19 protein-coding genes are annotated in these 15,566 nt (G+C 61.5%); 10 read left to right on the plus strand and 9 right to left on the minus strand.

What is annotated here, in order from left to right; translation table 11 throughout:
* Positions 1 to 2: 2 nt before the first annotated feature.
* Both D4A92_RS08015 and D4A92_RS08020 read right to left on the minus strand, forming a co-directional pair.
* Positions 3 to 1,205, minus strand: coding sequence for a glycine C-acetyltransferase (locus D4A92_RS08015; RefSeq protein WP_203019872.1), 1,203 nt, complete (start codon positions 1,203 to 1,205; stop codon positions 3 to 5).
* Positions 1,206 to 1,287: 82 nt separating this feature from the next.
* Positions 1,288 to 1,854: an XRE family transcriptional regulator gene (locus tag D4A92_RS08020; RefSeq protein ID WP_203019173.1), complete on the minus strand. Its 567-nt coding sequence runs from the start codon at positions 1,852 to 1,854 to the stop codon at positions 1,288 to 1,290.
* Between the two features lie 121 nt (positions 1,855 to 1,975).
* Between D4A92_RS08020 and D4A92_RS08025 the strand changes: the two genes are divergently transcribed.
* The 4 genes from D4A92_RS08025 to D4A92_RS08040 all read left to right on the plus strand — a co-directional run bounded on the left by D4A92_RS08025 (position 1,976) and on the right by D4A92_RS08040 (position 4,767).
* Positions 1,976 to 2,551, plus strand: a complete 576-nt coding sequence (locus tag D4A92_RS08025; protein WP_203019873.1) for a helix-turn-helix domain-containing protein — start codon at positions 1,976 to 1,978, stop codon at positions 2,549 to 2,551.
* A gap of 33 nt (positions 2,552 to 2,584) precedes the next feature.
* On the plus strand, positions 2,585 to 3,109 hold the full coding sequence (locus tag D4A92_RS08030; protein WP_203019174.1) for a GNAT family N-acetyltransferase: 525 nt from the start codon (positions 2,585 to 2,587) through the stop codon (positions 3,107 to 3,109).
* Positions 3,110 to 3,258: 149 nt separating this feature from the next.
* Positions 3,259 to 3,600 carry a hypothetical protein gene (locus tag D4A92_RS08035; RefSeq protein ID WP_203019874.1) on the plus strand — a complete coding sequence of 114 codons (342 nt, stop codon included), beginning with the start codon at positions 3,259 to 3,261 and terminating at the stop codon, positions 3,598 to 3,600.
* 138 nt (positions 3,601 to 3,738) lie between these two features.
* Positions 3,739 to 4,767: a histone deacetylase family protein gene (locus tag D4A92_RS08040; protein WP_203019175.1), complete on the plus strand. Its 1,029-nt coding sequence runs from the start codon at positions 3,739 to 3,741 to the stop codon at positions 4,765 to 4,767.
* A gap of 7 nt (positions 4,768 to 4,774) precedes the next feature.
* Here D4A92_RS08040 and D4A92_RS08045 read toward each other — a convergent pair whose 3' ends face one another.
* The 3 genes from D4A92_RS08045 to D4A92_RS08055 form a co-directional block, all read right to left on the minus strand.
* The gene (locus tag D4A92_RS08045; protein WP_246754046.1) at positions 4,775 to 6,400 is read right to left on the minus strand and encodes an alpha/beta hydrolase; all 1,626 of its coding nucleotides are present in this window, start codon (positions 6,398 to 6,400) and stop codon (positions 4,775 to 4,777) included.
* Positions 6,401 to 6,590: 190 nt separating this feature from the next.
* Complete coding sequence (locus D4A92_RS08050; RefSeq protein ID WP_203019176.1) at positions 6,591 to 7,688, minus strand: TRAP transporter substrate-binding protein; 1,098 nt, start codon at positions 7,686 to 7,688, stop codon at positions 6,591 to 6,593.
* 157 nt (positions 7,689 to 7,845) lie between these two features.
* Positions 7,846 to 8,316: a group III truncated hemoglobin gene (locus D4A92_RS08055; protein ID WP_203019177.1), complete on the minus strand. Its 471-nt coding sequence runs from the start codon at positions 8,314 to 8,316 to the stop codon at positions 7,846 to 7,848.
* A 129-nt stretch (positions 8,317 to 8,445) separates the two neighbouring features.
* On the opposite strand from D4A92_RS08055, the gene mbfA reads away from it, so the two are divergent.
* Complete coding sequence (mbfA, locus tag D4A92_RS08060; protein WP_203019178.1) at positions 8,446 to 9,429, plus strand: iron exporter MbfA; 984 nt, start codon at positions 8,446 to 8,448, stop codon at positions 9,427 to 9,429.
* Between the two features lie 28 nt (positions 9,430 to 9,457).
* On the opposite strand, the gene D4A92_RS08065 is transcribed toward mbfA, so the two are convergent.
* On the minus strand, positions 9,458 to 9,856 hold the full coding sequence (locus tag D4A92_RS08065) for a VOC family protein (RefSeq protein WP_203019180.1): 399 nt from the start codon (positions 9,854 to 9,856) through the stop codon (positions 9,458 to 9,460).
* Between the two features lie 31 nt (positions 9,857 to 9,887).
* Positions 9,888 to 10,496: an RNA polymerase sigma factor gene (locus D4A92_RS08070; protein ID WP_203019182.1), complete on the minus strand. Its 609-nt coding sequence runs from the start codon at positions 10,494 to 10,496 to the stop codon at positions 9,888 to 9,890.
* Between the two features lie 139 nt (positions 10,497 to 10,635).
* On the opposite strand from D4A92_RS08070, the gene D4A92_RS08075 reads away from it, so the two are divergent.
* Positions 10,636 to 11,817, plus strand: coding sequence for an MFS transporter (locus tag D4A92_RS08075; RefSeq protein ID WP_203019183.1), 1,182 nt, complete (start codon positions 10,636 to 10,638; stop codon positions 11,815 to 11,817).
* 6 nt (positions 11,818 to 11,823) lie between these two features.
* Here D4A92_RS08075 and D4A92_RS08080 read toward each other — a convergent pair whose 3' ends face one another.
* Together D4A92_RS08080 and D4A92_RS08085 are read right to left on the minus strand one after the other, a co-directional pair.
* Positions 11,824 to 12,441 (minus strand): transglutaminase-like cysteine peptidase, encoded by a 618-nt coding sequence (locus D4A92_RS08080; RefSeq protein ID WP_203019184.1) that lies wholly within the window; start codon positions 12,439 to 12,441, stop codon positions 11,824 to 11,826.
* 174 nt (positions 12,442 to 12,615) lie between these two features.
* Positions 12,616 to 13,410 carry an alpha/beta hydrolase gene (locus tag D4A92_RS08085; protein WP_203019185.1) on the minus strand — a complete coding sequence of 265 codons (795 nt, stop codon included), beginning with the start codon at positions 13,408 to 13,410 and terminating at the stop codon, positions 12,616 to 12,618.
* Between the two features lie 177 nt (positions 13,411 to 13,587).
* On the opposite strand from D4A92_RS08085, the gene infC reads away from it, so the two are divergent.
* The 4 genes from infC to rplT all read left to right on the plus strand — a co-directional run bounded on the left by infC (position 13,588) and on the right by rplT (position 15,481).
* Complete coding sequence (gene infC, locus D4A92_RS08090) at positions 13,588 to 14,124, plus strand: translation initiation factor IF-3 (RefSeq protein ID WP_040299623.1); 537 nt, start codon at positions 13,588 to 13,590, stop codon at positions 14,122 to 14,124.
* 273 nt (positions 14,125 to 14,397) lie between these two features.
* The gene (locus tag D4A92_RS08095) at positions 14,398 to 14,655 is read left to right on the plus strand and encodes a hypothetical protein (protein WP_203019186.1); all 258 of its coding nucleotides are present in this window, start codon (positions 14,398 to 14,400) and stop codon (positions 14,653 to 14,655) included.
* Positions 14,656 to 14,835: 180 nt separating this feature from the next.
* The gene (rpmI, locus tag D4A92_RS08100; RefSeq protein ID WP_054151415.1) at positions 14,836 to 15,039 is read left to right on the plus strand and encodes a 50S ribosomal protein L35; all 204 of its coding nucleotides are present in this window, start codon (positions 14,836 to 14,838) and stop codon (positions 15,037 to 15,039) included.
* 37 nt (positions 15,040 to 15,076) lie between these two features.
* Positions 15,077 to 15,481, plus strand: coding sequence for a 50S ribosomal protein L20 (rplT, locus tag D4A92_RS08105; protein ID WP_006725066.1), 405 nt, complete (start codon positions 15,077 to 15,079; stop codon positions 15,479 to 15,481).
* Positions 15,482 to 15,566 lie beyond the last annotated feature (85 nt).

Genomic DNA, 15,566 nt, shown 5'->3' on the forward strand with positions numbered 1-15,566 from the left:
TGTCAGATCATCCCGATGGTCTTGCCGGCATCGATGAATGCGGCGATGGCGGTGTCGATATCGGCCTCGGAAAGCGCTGCCGACATCTGGGTGCGGATACGGGCCTGGCCCTTGGGCACGACGGGGAAGAAGAAGCCGGCGACATAGACGCCGCGCGCATCGAGTTCGGCAGCAAGCTTTTGCGCCAGCACCGCGTCATGGGTCATGACCGGGATGATCGGCGTCTCGCCGGGAAGCAGCTCGAAGCCGGCCTCGGTCAGGCCCTGGCGGAAGCGCCGGGTGTGGCCGGTGAGCTTGGCGCGCAGATCGTCGGCGCTTTCGGCGATCTCGATTGCCTTCAACGAGCCAGCAGCAACGGCAGGCGCCAGGCTGTTGGAGAAGAGATAGGGCCGTGCCCGCTGGCGAAGCAGGTCGATGGCCGCCTTCGGCCCGGCAATGAAGCCGCCCATGGCGCCACCAAGCGTCTTACCGAAGGTGCCGGTGATGATGTCGACGCGGGTGCCGACACCGGTCAGTGTCGGCGTGCCCTTGCCCTTGTCCCCCAGATGGCCGGTGGCATGGCATTCGTCGATCATCACCATGGCGCCGTATTTTTCCGCGAGCGCGCAGATCTCCGGAAGCTTGGCGACATAGCCGTCCATCGAGAAGACGCCGTCGGTGACTACAAGCCGGAAGCGCGTGCCCTCGGCAATCGCCTTCTTCAGCTCGTCTTCCAGCCCGTCCATGTCCGAATTGGCGTAGCGATAGCGCTTCGCCTTGGAGAGGCGCACGCCATCGATGATCGAGGCGTGGTTGAGCGAGTCGGAAATGATCGCATCTTCAGGACCGAGCAGCGTCTCGAAAATCCCGCCATTGGCATCGAAGCAGGCGGCAAACAGGATCGCGTCGTCCTTGTCGAGATAGCGGGCGATCGCCTGTTCGAGCTGACGGTGGATATCCTGCGCGCCGCAGATGAAGCGCACCGAGGCCATGCCGAAGCCATGGCTGTCGATCGCGGCCTTGGCCGCCTCTTCGATCTCGGGATGGTTGGCAAGGCCGAGATAGTTGTTGGCGCAGAGATTGATCATCTCGCGCGTGCCCCGGGCGTCGCGCACCTGGATGCGGCCCGATTGCGGGCTGACGATTTCGCGCTCGCGCTTCAGGAGCCCGTCGGCTTCGATGCCCTGGAGAATGTCGTTGATGTGGTCGAGAAAGCCGGTCTGCATGGGAAATCCCTCGATGCTGAATAATTCCAGCATATCGGAATTTTGTCCTGCGGCAATCGATATTTTGGAATTGCCTTTTCGCCTATCTGTGTAGCACGACCAGCAGGCCCTTGCCGATATCCGTTCCGCCATTGCGGATCGCATGCGGAACATCGGACCGGTAACGGGCGGTTTCGCCTGATCGAATCTGGGTCTTGCTGCCGCCGCTGGAAATCTCGAAACCGTCTGTGAAGGCGGTGAAATGTTCGAAGGCACCGATCGAATGCGGCTGGCTCACAAGGGCACCGCCCGGATCCATTTCGAGCTCGTACCATTCCGTCTGGCCGGCGAGCCGGGGCGAGCTCAGGATCTTCAGCCGGCAGGAGCCGTCGGCGCTGCGGATGACGGGCGTGTGCATGACCGAGGTCACCTCGATTTCCTCACCTCCCGCTACAGAGGTGCCGTTGCCGATCAGGTCGGACAGCTCGATTTCCATCGCCTGGGTGAGGCTCCAGAGCACGGCGAAGGTGGGATTGGCCTCGCCGCGCTCGATCTGGCTCAGCATCGACTTGGAGACGCCGGACAATGTGCCGAGCTGTTCGAGCGTCAGCTTGCGCGCCTTGCGCTCGCGCTTGATGGCCGGGCCGATCTCGGGAGTGTGCTGCTGCATTGGCTTTGTCCTGCGGTCTCGCCGGCGGGTGCCGACCGCTTCTTTTACGCCGAGCATGCCGTGCTGCGGAAGAGGGTGGGCAGGAAAGCTTGACTCCAATATCTGCGCGTGAAATTCTCAGATAATGGAATCGGAAGATCAATTCGAGAAACATGTCGCCGAAAGGCTGAAGCGCCTGCGCGTCGAGCGGGGGCTGACACTCGAGCAGTTGGCGGACCTATCAGGCGTCAGCCGGGCGATGATCTCGCGCATTGAGCGATCAGAGGCAAGCCCGACCGCGGCCTTGCTGGCGCGGCTCTGCTCGGCGCTCGGTGTTTCGCTGTCTGTCTTCTTTGCCAGCGCTGAAACCGAGCCGTCGCCGCTTGCCCGACGGGTCGATCAGCCGGTCTGGCGCGATCCGGAAAGCGGCTATCTGCGCCGTGCGATTTCGCCCCCGGGCACAGGCAGCGGCACCGATATCGTCGAGGTGGACTTTCCGGCTGGTGCCGAGGTCCGATTTCCCGGTCGCCCCACGGGCCGCAGCCAGACCCAGCATGTCTGGGTCTTCGACGGCGTGATCGAACTGATGGTCGGCGCCACGGTACACCGGCTCGAAGCCGGCGACTGCCTCTTCATGAATGTCGGTGACGTGCATGGCTACAAGAACCCGACCGACAGACCCGCCCGCTATGCCGTGGTGATTTCCCTCGGCCCCTGACCCTCTCCCACATCCGACGACAGGACCTGACCCATGCCCACGCCCGACATTCGTCCGCTTTCCAAAGCCGATACGCTTGGCGCCTTGCCCGACCTCTGCGAAACGCTCTCCGATTGCGTCGAAGGTGGCGCCTCGCTCGGCTTCATGTCGCCTTTCGCGCCCCATGATGGCGAAGCCTTCTGGCGCGGCGTCGCAGAGGCAGTCGGGCGCGGCGAAGTCCTGCTCTACGGCGCCTTTCGAGGCGATCGGCTGGTCGGCACGGTTCAGGTCGGTTTTGCCTCGAAGCCGAACCAGCCGCATCGCGGCGATCTGATGAAGCTTTTGGTGCATCGCGACGCCCGTGGTCTCGGCCTGTCGAAGGCGCTGATGGCGGCCGCCGAACAGGGGGCCGCGCGTGCTGGACGCACGTTGCTGGTGCTCGACACGGCAGCAGGCGAGCTTGCCGAGGCGCTCTATGAAAAGCTCGGCTGGCAGCGTTCGGGCATCATTCCGAACTATGCGCTGTTTCCGGATGGGCGCTACTGCGACACAGTGATCTTCTGGAAAACTGTGGCCTGATGGCATCTCTGCCAAGTTATTGAGATTGAGCCCAAAAAACGTCTGAGCTTCGCCCTTTTCAGCGATAGACGCATCTGCTTATCGTCCGTCCGCTTAACAGATTCCGGGGGGAAGGACTTCAGATGGTTGCAAAAGCAACTTTGAGATGGATGGGATTGGCGCTGGCTGTGGCCGTGGCGGCGCCCGCACTGGCGGCAGACGTGACATTTGTCATGCGCAACGATCATCCGAATGCCGTCGAGGTCGAACTCTACAGCCAGGATCGCGACCATATCTGGCCGGGCGACGATCAGGTCTTTTATCTCGATGACGGCGAGACCAAGGAGATCCCCCTGTCTTGCGAAGAAGGCGAGACGATCTGCTACGGCGCCTGGATTTCGGGCGACAAGCAGAGCTATTGGGGTGTCGGTCCTGAGAATGCCGAGAATTGCGAGAACTGCTGCTATACCTGCACCGGTGGCGAGACCGAGCAGATCAATCTGACGGAATAAGTTCCGTTCGGCGGGGGCCGAGGGGCGGGGGTGATTTTTTTGGTCGGTTGACCAGGAAAATCGCCCCCTTTGCACTTGTGGCTGAGGCCGTGACGAGGCTAGTTTTCTCTCCAAAACACCAGAGGGAAAACAACAGACATGCGCGTATTTTATTCCGAAAAGCACAAGCTGCGTGACGCCAAGACCGAACTGCATGGCGGCCTGCTGGTCAAGCCTTTCGAAGGGCCGTTCCGTGCCGAATGGGTGCTGGCGGGTGTGAAGGAAGCAGGCTTTACCGATGTGCGCGCGCCGGTCGAGCATGGGCTGGAGACGGCACTCAAGGTGCATGATGCCGGCTATCTCGAATTCCTGCGCACCTGCTGGGACCGCTGGCAGGCACATGGCTTCGAAGGCGAGGCGATCGCCACCTCCTTCCCCTGCCGCCGCAGCCAGACGGGTCGCGTGCCGAAGAATATCGACGGTGCGGTCGGCTACTATACGAATTCGGCGGAAACCGCGATTTCCAAGGGCACCTACGAGGCGGCCATCGCTTCGATGGACGTGGCGCTGTCCGGCGCTGACTGGCTGAACGAGGGCAACCGCTTCGCCTTCTCGCTGTGTCGCCCGCCCGGCCACCATGCCGGCATCGATCTCTTCGGCGGCTATTGCTTCATCAACAACGCTGCGGTCGCCGCCCAGCGGTTGATCGACCACGGCGCGAAGAAGGTCGCGATCCTTGACGTCGACTTCCACCATGGCAATGGTACGCAGGACATCACCTATCGCCGCGGCGACATCTTCTTTGCCTCGCTGCATGGCGAGCCGGAAGACGCCTTCCCCTTCTTCCTCGGTTATGTCGACGAAACCGGCGAGGGCGACGGCGAAGGCCTGAACGCCAACTATCCCATGCCCTCCGGCACACCCTTCGAGATCTGGTCCGCAGCCCTCGAAGACAGTCTGAAGAAGATCAAAGCCTATGGTGCAGAGGCGATCGTCGTTTCGCTCGGCGTCGACACCTTCGAAAAGGACCCGATCAGCTTCTTCAAGCTGAAGAGCCCTGATTATATCCGCATGGGCGAAATGATCGCGGCAAACGGCGTGCCCGTCCTGACCCTCATGGAAGGCGGTTACGGTGTGCCGGAAATCGGCCTCAACGTCGCCAATGTGCTCAAAGGGCTGGAAGGCTGACAGCGCCTCAATAGGTCTTTGCGACCTCGGTGAAATGGCGCTTCAGCCGCGCCACGTCGGCCGGATCGATTTCAATTCCGGTCACCGCGATCCAGGGATCGATATGGTGCTGCGGCGCATAGACATGTCCGTAGCCGACCGGGCTCGTCGTCGCGATCATCATGTCGAACAGCAGTTGCAGCATGGTGAGCACGGGATACCAGGTAAGCTCTGGAGAGACATCCGGACCCCGCGTGCCAGAGAGCCAGGCGGGCGCGCGGTAGGCCGAACGGGGGTCGAAAAACACCACGGCGTCGCTGGCATATTGCAGGTAGACGATCCGCAGTGGCCCCCATGCGGCATAGGATGAATTGAGATCGGCTTGCTGGTTGGTGAAGCGCGCGATCGAGCCGTCGCCGTAGCGGGGCAGCCAGGCGGGTGAGCCCGCTTCCCGGCCCGCGGTGAGTTCGCTCCACATCCGGCTCTGAAACGGTGGGCCGACCCACAACGCGCCATAGAAGGGATCGGCGACGATTTCGAGAAGATCAACCGAACTCTGCGAGTTGAGGGCTCCAAGGCTCAGGCCATAGAGCACCAGCCGAGGGCGTTCATTGGCCGGCAACTGCTTCCAGTGACGATAGACGGCGCGAAACAGCGCCTTTGCCGACTCCGAGCCATATTCCGGCTCGACCAGCAGCGAGAGCCAGCTGGTCAGATAGGAATATTGCAGGGCGACGCTTGCGACATCGCCGCGGAGCAGAAGGTCGAGCGTGTCTGCCGCCGCAGGGTCGATCCAGCCGGTGCCGGTCGGGGCCTTGATCACCAGCGTCGAGCGTTCGAAACCGCCCTGCCGGATCAGTTCCTCGAGCGCGCGTGCTACGCGCGTCTCGATGTTTTCTCCATTGTTGAGGCCCGCATAGACCCGGATCGGCTCCAGTGCCGGCTCTCCCCAGAAGCGCTCGATATCTTCGCGCGTCGGGCCGGAGGCGATGTAGTGCCGACCCTGACGGCCAAGACCATGCCAGGCGAGACGCGAATCCGGGCCGCCGGTTTTTGCCGGTGAGGTCGGCGCGGCGAATTCGTCCTCCATCAGGTCGTCCAATTGCTGGAAGGAGGAATCGGCAAGCCGGATTGCGCCGCGCAGCACGACGTTTTCGCCGATCGACCAGAAGATGAAAGCGGCGATGACGAAGCCGATCGCGGTGGCGAAGCGTGCCGGGAAGATGGTGGCCATGCGTGCCGCCAGCCGCCTGAACAGCATCATGAACAGGCGGCCGATCCATAGCAGGCCGAAGAATAGGGCTGCGGCCACCAGCACCGCTTCAAGATATGAGACGTCGAGAGGGGGCATCTGCCAGAGCACACGCGCTGATTCCTGCCAGACCGCGGAGCGCCAGAGCGCCACGGCCATTGCGGAAACACCAAACGCGGAAATCCAGAAAAGCACCTTGTCCCGGCGCAGGCTTGCCTCAGGCAATTCGAAAAACCGCCAGAGAGAACTCAGGAGAACGCCGAATAGATAGCCGACGGCGGCAGTAAGTCCGGAGAGCGACCCCTGCACCACAGCCTCGCGTGGCATGAGGCTGGGTGTGAGCGATGCACAGAAGAAGGCGATCGCGAGAACCACGCCCGGCAGGGAAAGCTTGCCGATCAAGATCTTGACGATGACCGACAGTGCGTTCTCTCCTGCTTCAAGCCGTCAGAGCCGTTGCGGCTCCCGTTCCGTTCTGCCAAGGAGCTTAGTCGACTTGCTCTGCCATTTGAAGGGCATGGCGTGACCCTGCGGCAAAAGCAGACAAACCCGGCCAGGGGCCGGGTTTGTTGTTGTCGCGATGATGCCTTGATCAGAGCGTGCCCTGGCGCTGCTGGATCATCTGGTAGGTATCGAAGCTGTATTCGGCGATCTGAGCCCAGAGATAGGCGTCCTGCTTGAACGCCTGCTGGCTGTCGAAGAGCTTCTTGAACCACTCGTTCTTTGCCGAGAGATCCGCATAGGTTTCCTTCGCTGCCTTGTGGCAGGTGTCGAGGATATCCGACGAGAAGGCGCGCAGCTGTGCGCCGCCGGCCACCAGTTCGCGAAGGGCTGCTGCGTTCGAGGCGTCGTAGCGGGCGAGCATCCGGGCGTTTGCCGCAGCGCAGGCGTCCGTCAGGATGCGCTTGTAGTTTTCCGGCAGTCCATTGAACTTGTCGAGGTTGAAGAAGGCATGCACGGTCGGGCCGCCTTCCCACCAGGCCGGGTAATAGTAGTAAGGCGCGACCTTGTAGAAGCCGAGCTTCAGGTCGTCATAGGGGCCGACGAATTCGGTGGCGTCGATCGTGCCCTTTTCGAGCGCCGGATAGACGTCCGAGCCGGCGATCTGCTGCGGCGTGACGCCGACCTTGGCCATGATCTCGCCGGCAAGACCCGCGATGCGCATTTTCAGACCCTTGAGGTCGTCGATCGTCTTGATTTCCTTGCGGTACCAACCGCCCATCTGGGCGCCGGTATTGCCGGCTGGAAGCGCATAGATCTTGTGGCTGACGAGGAACTCGTTGAGCAGCTCGTTGCCGCCGCCGGCGGTGAACCACGAATTGGTCATGCGGGCATTGAGACCGAAGGGGATGGCGGTGCCGAGCGCAAAGGCCGGATCCTTGCCGATGTAGTAGTAGCAGCAGGTATGGCCCATCTCGACGGTATCGGCGGTCACGGCATCAGCCACCTGCAGCGGCGGCACGATTTCGCCGGCAGCGAAGACCTGGATTTCGAACTGCCCGTCGGTGGCCTTCGAGACGCTTTCAGCGATGTCGGTGGCGGCCCCGAAGATGATGTCGAGGCTCTTCGGGAAGGACGAGGCGAGGCGCCAGGTGATCTTCGGATTTTCCTGGGCGATCGCGGGTGCGGCAAGCGCTGCGGCACCGATGCCGGCGACACTGGCCTGCTTGAAAAATTGACGGCGGTTCATGATCTCTTGCCTCTGATAATACGCACTCCTCCAGCTCCCGCGGTGGGTCTAGTCGCGCATGACCCGGAGTGCAAGTTCAAAAGCTCAGGAAATTGTCCGGCAACCCGACCAAATTTGCCTATTCTTTCGCGCAGGCGGTGTTCCGCGCAAGGAACTGTCAGGACGGGTTGCGCATCCGCGGGTCGTCGAAGGCCGGATTGTAGAAGAGGGACAGGACAAGGCTCTTGGCAATGCGTTCGGCACTTGTCATGAACCAGCCATGCGCGTCTTCCGAAGCGCCGATCTCGACGAGCGTGTCGGAAAAGAGGTGCAGCCATTGATGGAAGAGCCCTTCCGCCATGCCGTCGACGTTCTGGTGAGCCATCACCGGCTTGCCGCCATAGGCGCCTGTCTTGAAGGCGACGGAACTCCAGAAGGCCTTCATCTTGACCATATGGTCCGGCCAGCGTCCGGCGAGCCGCCCGTCGAAGACAGGGCCGAGTTCCGGATGCTGGCGGATATGCCCGTAGAAGGTCTCAACCAAGAGGTCGATGAAGGCCGCATCGACGCCCATCGCCGCCATCTCGGCCTGGGCGCGCGCCGTGATTTCAGCGCGGTGGGCGGCACGCCCCGTTAGTTCCATTGTCATCGGTTTCGTCTCGTTCTTGGGCTTCGGACACCTGATGCATCCTGCCGTGCAAATGGTCCATGCGGCATCTTGATACAAGCCCTGCCATGGCATAAGTTTAGAATAGTTCTAATTCTGGTGGCAATCGTCATGTTCAGTCTTTTCCAGAGGGGCGGCAAGCGCCCCTTCGATACACTCTCCGAACAGGAGATCCTGGCGCTTGCCATTTCCTCCGAGGAGGACGATGCCCGCATCTACCTCGCCTATGCCGACCAGTTGCGGGCGGCCTATCCGCAATCTGCCAAGGTCTTCGAGGATATGGCCGAGGTGGAGCATACCCACCGCAACATGCTGATCGAGATGCACCGGGACCGTTTCGGTGAGCGCATCCCGCTGATCCGGCGCGAACATGTGCGCGGCTTCTACGATCGCAAGCCCGATTGGTTGCGCAAGAACCTTTCACTCGAGCAGATCCGCGAGGAGGCCATGCAAATGGAGGAGGGGGCCTATCGCTTCTATCATGAGGCTGCCCAGCACACCTCCGACGCCGGCATCCGCAAGCTGCTCGGCGATCTCGCCATGGCCGAACAGGGGCATGAAGAGATCGCGACCATGCTCGGCGACCGGCATCTGCCGGAAGATGCGCGCGAGACGGAAGACGAAACGAAAAAGCGGCAGTTCATTCTGACCTATGTCCAGCCGGGACTGGCGGGCCTGATGGACGGCTCGGTTTCGACGCTGGCGCCGATCTTTGCGGCGGCCTTCGCGACCGGCGACACGTGGTCGACCTTCCTGATCGGCCTCTCCGCTTCGGTCGGCGCGGGCATCTCGATGGGCTTCACAGAGGCCGCCCATGACGACGGCAAGCTCTCGGGCCGCGGCTCGCCGCTCAAGCGCGGTCTCGCTTCCGGCATCATGACGACGGTCGGCGGTCTCGGCCACGCATTGCCCTATCTCATCCCGCATTTCTGGACCGCGACGATCACCGCCATCGTCATCGTCTTTTTCGAGCTGTGGGCGATCGCCTTTATCCAGAACCGCTATATGGAGACGCCCTTCTGGCGCGCAGCCATGCAGGTGGTGCTCGGCGGCTCGCTGGTGCTGGCCGCCGGCGTGCTGATCGGGCAGGGATGACGCAATGCGAGGAGCGGCTGCCGTCGCCTTAGACTGCAGCCTTCTTCTGTCGCGGCATCTCCTCGGTCTGGTACATGGACAGCGTATGTCCGTCTGGATCGGCAAATTCAGATGACCAGCCGCCGGGCGCATGGCTGACGGGTGTCACGATTGTGACGCCCTGCTCGGCCAGTCCCGCAACCATGTCGTCGATGCCGCCGTCTTCGAGGTCGAAGACGATGATCGGTGAATTGCCGGGCCTGGTCTCCATTTGGAAGAACAGGAGATCGATGCCGTTGGCCGTCGAGGCAATGAGCCAGTCCGGTTCGCCCGGCTCGTTCGGCATGCGCTGAAGGTCGAGCCCCAGCGTCTCGCCATAGAAACGGGCGGTGCGATCGATATCGGCGACGTAGTAGCAGATATTGGTGAGTTTTTTGGATTTCAGCATGGAGAACTCCCGTGTTGGAATGCGAACGTGTTCATGTTGCCGCTGGCCGTGTTTTCGTGAGGTCGCGTCCAAAAGAAATCAGATGACCGTCCGGATCATGGGTCGCAAGCATCGCGTCGACATGGCCGATCAGCGGACGCAGTGACTGGCGGATCGAGCCGAAGGTGAGGTTTCCGCACAGCCGTTCCGGTACTGCACCAGTGAATTCAAAAGGCCGCAGGCGTTTGCGGATCTCGCAGATCCTTTGGCGCAGCGCCGCCTCGTTGAGCTTCAGCAGATGGCGGATCTCGGCATGCGTCTGGCCATTGAGAGCGAGCAGAAAGGTGGTTCTGAGGCCGGGCGGCAGGCGTTGCAGATGGCGGTCGAGGTCATTCGGCTCGGCCGGTTCCCTGGTCTGCGGTTGCCAAAATACGAAGACGCTCTCCTGCTGCCGACGCCTGACTGCCGATCTTGCCACGAAGGTGCTGCGATGGCGCAACACGCCGCGCAGCCAACGCAGGTTCTCCGGCTTGGAAAAATCCTCCCGGCCTGCGGTGATCGCGGCAAGGAGCGCGTCCTGGAGAAGGTCTTCCGCCTCGTCCGCCCGCCGGCTGAGGCGTCGTGCCTCGTTGAGAAGCTGTCTGAACTGTCTGGCCTGCACGATGTCCCCCACTCACCCGTCATGGTGGCAGACCCCGGCTGACCCGACAAGCAGCAGAGATTGAGTTTGGCTGAGGTGAGCGATTGCGACAGGAATGAATGGTCACATGCCTGCAACAATCCGTGGATAAGGCGCCTTCATGAAAGCATCTCCCGCGACCATCGGTCTGGGCGTCACCATGACCATCGGTTACGGAACGCTCTATTACTCCTTCTCGGTGCTGGCGCCCGAGATCGCGCGCGAATTCGGCTGGGGCCAGAGCTTCGTCTTCGGCGTCTTCTCGTTCGGGCTGCTGGCGGGCGCGGTGGCAGCCCCTGTGCTCGGGCGGCTGGTCGATCGATACGGCGCACGGCTGATCCTCTGTCTCGGCTCCGTTGCGGCAGCACTTTCGCTCGCGCTGTTTTCGATGATGCAGAACGCCTGGCAATTCGCGGCGATCACGCTTGTCGCCGAATTCATCGCGCTTGCGGTGCAATATGACGCGGGCTTCGCGGCTCTTGCCCAGAGCCATGGCCGCGAGGCGCGCGCCCATATCACGCTGGTGACGCTGATCGCGGGCTTTGCCTCCACCGTCTTCTGGCCGCTGCTGCAGTGGCTGCTCACCGTCATGACTTGGCGCGACATCTACCTGGTGATGGCCGCGATGCACCTCCTGATCGCGCTGCCGATCCATCTGGCCCTGCCGAGGGCACGGATGGTCGCGCCGGAAGCGACCGTCCGTGAAGAGCAATCGACCGGCGAGCCTGTTCTCGACGGCGAGCGCAAACGCCGGATGATCCTCATGGCAACGGCTTTTGCCGCCGGAGGTTTCGTCATGTCGGCGGTGGGATCGACGCTTCTCGTCCTGATGCGCGACCTCGGCTATGCCACGGCGATGGCAACGCTTGCCGGAAGCCTGATCGGTCCGAGCCAGGTGGCTGCCAGACTGATCGAATATGTCAGGCGCAACCTGTTCTCGCCGCCGCTGACTGCGATCATCGCCGCTTCGGCCATGGCGCTGAGCCTCGCCATTCTTGCCGGTGCACTGGTCCAGCCGATGGCGGCCTTTGCCATCGCCTTTGCGATCTTCTACGGTGTAGGGCAGGGGCTGACCTCGATCGTCCGCGGCGTCCTGCCGCTGCACTACTTTGGCGCTGCGGGCTATGGGCGGACCATGGGCACGCTGGCATCGGCCCGCATCATCGCCTCGGCGATTGCCCCCGTGTCCGTGATCTGGCTGAACGAGATGGTCGGGACCAATGCAGCTCTGGCTGCATTGGCAGGCATGGCCTGCCTGACCGTGATCGCCACCCTCGCACTGACGCGCGAGAGACGAAGCTGACCGACTTTACTGCAGCGCGCCGACCAGAACGTCGGAGGTGCCGTTCTCGATGGTGACCCAGCGGCCGGTGTCGGTCGAAGACTGGCGCTTGAGAAAGGCATAACGCGTTTCGGTCCAGAGCTTGACGTCGTCGTTGAGGTTGTCGAGCACGAAGTCGCCCGACTGGGTGCGGACCGTCAGCACCGCATGACCTTCGCCATCCGGCTTGCGCACCACGGTGATCAGGAGATCGGCCGCATTGAATCCGGCTTCCATCAGCTTCTTGCGCTTCAACAGCACGAAATCCTCGCAATCGCCGAGATCGACCGGATAGGCCCAGACTTCCTCGCGGCCGTAGATCTCCATATCCGTCATGGGGACGATGGCGTGGTTGACGCTGGCATTGATGTCGCGAATGACTGTCCAGCCATGGTCAGTCACCTTCGGCGGAAGTGTCGGGCGGGTCCGGATGCTGCACTCATCGGGCAGGGCCTTGCAGAATTCGTAATGGCCGATGGGCTGGGATGTCACGGCGCCGGTGATCATCGATCGCAATGTCTGCGGTGCCGAAAGACCCGCATGGGCAGGTGCGAGCACCGCAACTGCAATGATCAGCGCCTTGATGGCGCGCGAGCCGTTCGTCATGAACACGTCCCCTGTATCCTTAACAAAAGGTTAAGATTGCATGAGGACGTGAGTCAACGGCGCGGCAGGCTCTCTCCCGCGCAATTCATCCGGTATGGTTAAAATGCGACAGTTCCAACAGCCGAAATGAGAATCGGTTCCCAAGATCGAGAGAAAATATAAGGATCGAAATACTCAGATCATTGAAAGTATCGCCGATTTCATCTTGGCGATGTCTTCTGGGCGGGAAAGCCGGTGGTCGCCATCGCGAATCAGCGTCAGCACCACGTCGTCGAGCGGCAGGAATTCCATCAGCTTCAGGGCGTGCTGATATGGCACATCCGGGTCCTTCATGCCCTGTAGGATATGGACGGGGCAACCGGTTTCGATGAGCCCGGTCAGCACCCGGTTCTTAGCCCCGTCTTCCATCAGGGCGCGGGTGAAGATGTTGGGCTCCGGACTGTACTCGGATGGTTCTTCGAAGTAGCCACGCTCGGCCAGGGATTGCCGCTCTGCCGCAGTCAGGCCGGGCTCGATGAGCTCCGATGTGAAGTCGGGTGCCGGCGCGATCAAGACGAGGCCGTTCACCGCGAAGGGCAGGCCGAGGCGCCGTGCCTCCTCAATGACGCGAAGTGCAATCCATCCACCCATGGACGAGCCGATCAGCACGACCTTCTGGACGCCCGACGAGGCAAGAACGGCTAGCGCTTCCTCGGTCCAGCGCGAAATGGTGCCCTTCCGGAAATCGCCGCCGGATACCCCGTGGCCGGAATAGTCGAAGCGGATGGCGGTGAGCCCCTGATCCCGGGCGAGAGCGTCCATTTCGATTGCCTTGGTGCCGGCCATATCGGAGCGGTAGCCGCCGAGCCAGACCAGGGCCGGCCGTTCCGGGCCGGTTCCCATGCGGGTGATGACCGCGATGTCGCGGGCTGCGTCACCGGAGCCGACGGTCAATGTCGTCTGTCTGAGGATGTTGGCTGTGTCGGTCATCGCGTGCTCCTTTTGTCGAATGCTGTAAAACACATCCAGGAAGTGAGCGACAACAGGTGATTTTCTTTCGCAAGCATGCTATTGACACTGCCGTTGCAGATATCACATAGCCCTTTGACGCGGATGCGCGCGGGTTTACGCTGCGACATTCCGAAATGTTTTGAGGAGAATACGACCATTCGCAGACCGTTCAAGACCGATGCCCCCGTAAAGGACGGGCCGCGCTCCAACCGTGAAATCCGCATTCCGAAAGTCCAGCTGATCAACGAAGAGGGCGAGAACCTCGGAGTCATCGCGACGGATCAGGCGTTGCGCATGGCTGAAGAGGCCGGACTGGATCTGGTCGAGATTTCGCCGAATGCCGAGCCTCCGGTCTGCAAGATCCTCGACCTGGGCAAGCTGAAATACGCCAACCAGAAGAAGGCGGCCGAAGCGCGCAAGAAGCAGAAGATCGTCGAGGTCAAAGAAATCAAGATGCGCCCGAACATCGACACCCATGACTATGAGGTGAAGATGAAGGCGATGAACCGCTTCTTCGAAGAGGGCGACAAGGTCAAGGTGACCCTGAAGTTCCGTGGCCGCGAAATGGCCCACCAGGAACTCGGCATGAAGCTCCTGCTTCAGGTCAAAGAAGACACCGCGACAATCGCCAAGGTGGAAGCCGAGCCAAAGCTCGAAGGCCGCCAGATGATGATGGTGCTCTCGCCGCGTTGAGTGCTGCCGCATGGCAGGACCGGATGAAGCCGCCTTACGGGGCGGCTTTTTTCATGCGTGGTTTTTGCCGGCTCCTTGTCTGACAGAACGCTGATCTTCACAGCGGCCGCTCTGTCAGGGGCATTGATGCGTGATCCCTCCATCGAAAGCGATTGCGAAGCTCGAGGGATTCCAGATGCCCCGATTTTCTGCGCCGGACCTTGCTGGTCTCGATCACGACACTGGCAGCATTTACTCTGATCCATGCCGCCGGTCTCGCAGAAGCCCTCGGCAATGTGCTCGGCAACGCCAGCACTTTGCCCAGGCCGAATCGTCGTGGCCGTCGAGCGCGCCGCCAAACACATCCGGCTTGATGTTGAAGATGACCGTCCGGGTGTCGCAGAGGCGGCCCTTGCGGAGGTTGCCGCCCGTAGCATTCATCTGGTTGAAGGCAAGGTTCCCGGGCTCGGGCTGGCGATCACCTCCGATATTCTCACCGCTTATGGCGGTGCGATCGTCTTTTCGCGGGGTGTAACCGGGGCCGAAGGGTAAGCTTGCTTTTGCCGGCGGGCCATGAACGGAAGATTCCGCCCGCCACCCGTTGCGCTTTTTCGGGTCTGCGGTTATAAGCGCGCGTCCGAACGGTCCGGCAGGGCATGCCGTGGCCGTTCTTTATGCTTGAAAACGGGCAATCGTCAGCCTGTTTCGATACAAGAACAATGGAGTAGCAAAATGCCCAAGATGAAGACGAAGTCTGCCGCCAAAAAGCGGTTCAAGATCACGGCGACCGGCAAGGTTCTCGCCGCCGCTGCTGGCAAGCGCCACGGCATGATCAAGCGTTCCAACAAGTTCATTCGCGATGCCCGCGGCACGATGGTTCTGGCTGAACCTGACGGCAAGAAGGTCATCAAGAACTACCTGCCAAACGGTCTCTGAGACCCGCTCGCTGTTGGACAATTAAGGAGATCATGACATGGCACGCGTAAAACGTGGCGTAACTTCCCGCGCCAAGCACAACAAGGTATTCAAGCAGGCCAAGGGCTTCTACGGCCGCCGCAAGAACACGATCCGGGCCGCCAAGGCTGCCGTTGATCGTTCGAAGCAGTTTGCCTACCGCGACCGCAAGAACAACAAGCGCAACTTCCGCGCTCTGTGGATCCAGCGTATCAACGCTGCCGTCCGCGAATTCGGCCTGACCTACGGCCGCTTCATCGACGGCTTGAACAAGGCTGGCATCGAAGTCGACCGCAAGGTCCTCTCCGATCTCGCCATCCATGAGCCGGCAGCATTCGCGAAGCTCGTCGAAGCTTCCAAGAAGGCACTTGCCTACCTCAAGGACGCAGGCACCGCCAACGAGTTTGAAAGCGCGGTCAAGTAACCAGCGCTTCCCAGACTTTTTTGACTATGGATTGGGAAACCCGCGCTGGACGTCCGGCGCGGGTTTTCGTTTTGCCGTAACGGCG

The organism is Rhizobium rosettiformans (assembly GCF_016806065.1).
Taxonomy (GTDB): Bacteria; Pseudomonadota; Alphaproteobacteria; order Rhizobiales; family Rhizobiaceae; genus Allorhizobium.

Bases quoted from the DNA above. Each gene is read 5' to 3' on its own strand.
- D4A92_RS08015 (WP_203019872.1), bottom strand. From the start codon at position 1,205: ATGCAGACCGGCTTTCTCGACCACATCAACGACATTCTCCAGGGCATC.
- D4A92_RS08020 (WP_203019173.1), bottom strand. From the start codon at position 1,854: ATGCAGCAGCACACTCCCGAGATCGGCCCGGCCATCAAGCGCGAGCGC.
- D4A92_RS08030 (WP_203019174.1), top strand. From the start codon at position 2,585: ATGCCCACGCCCGACATTCGTCCGCTTTCCAAAGCCGATACGCTTGGC.
- D4A92_RS08035 (WP_203019874.1), top strand. From the start codon at position 3,259: ATGGGATTGGCGCTGGCTGTGGCCGTGGCGGCGCCCGCACTGGCGGCA.
- D4A92_RS08040 (WP_203019175.1), top strand. From the start codon at position 3,739: ATGCGCGTATTTTATTCCGAAAAGCACAAGCTGCGTGACGCCAAGACC.
- D4A92_RS08050 (WP_203019176.1), bottom strand. From the start codon at position 7,688: ATGAACCGCCGTCAATTTTTCAAGCAGGCCAGTGTCGCCGGCATCGGT.
- D4A92_RS08055 (WP_203019177.1), bottom strand. From the start codon at position 8,316: ATGACAATGGAACTAACGGGGCGTGCCGCCCACCGCGCTGAAATCACG.
- mbfA (WP_203019178.1), top strand. From the start codon at position 8,446: ATGTTCAGTCTTTTCCAGAGGGGCGGCAAGCGCCCCTTCGATACACTC.
- D4A92_RS08065 (WP_203019180.1), bottom strand. From the start codon at position 9,856: ATGCTGAAATCCAAAAAACTCACCAATATCTGCTACTACGTCGCCGAT.
- D4A92_RS08075 (WP_203019183.1), top strand. From the start codon at position 10,636: ATGAAAGCATCTCCCGCGACCATCGGTCTGGGCGTCACCATGACCATC.
- D4A92_RS08080 (WP_203019184.1), bottom strand. From the start codon at position 12,441: ATGACGAACGGCTCGCGCGCCATCAAGGCGCTGATCATTGCAGTTGCG.
- D4A92_RS08085 (WP_203019185.1), bottom strand. From the start codon at position 13,410: ATGACCGACACAGCCAACATCCTCAGACAGACGACATTGACCGTCGGC.
- D4A92_RS08095 (WP_203019186.1), top strand. From the start codon at position 14,398: ATGTGCTCGGCAACGCCAGCACTTTGCCCAGGCCGAATCGTCGTGGCC.
- rpmI (WP_054151415.1), top strand. From the start codon at position 14,836: ATGCCCAAGATGAAGACGAAGTCTGCCGCCAAAAAGCGGTTCAAGATC.
- rplT (WP_006725066.1), top strand. From the start codon at position 15,077: ATGGCACGCGTAAAACGTGGCGTAACTTCCCGCGCCAAGCACAACAAG.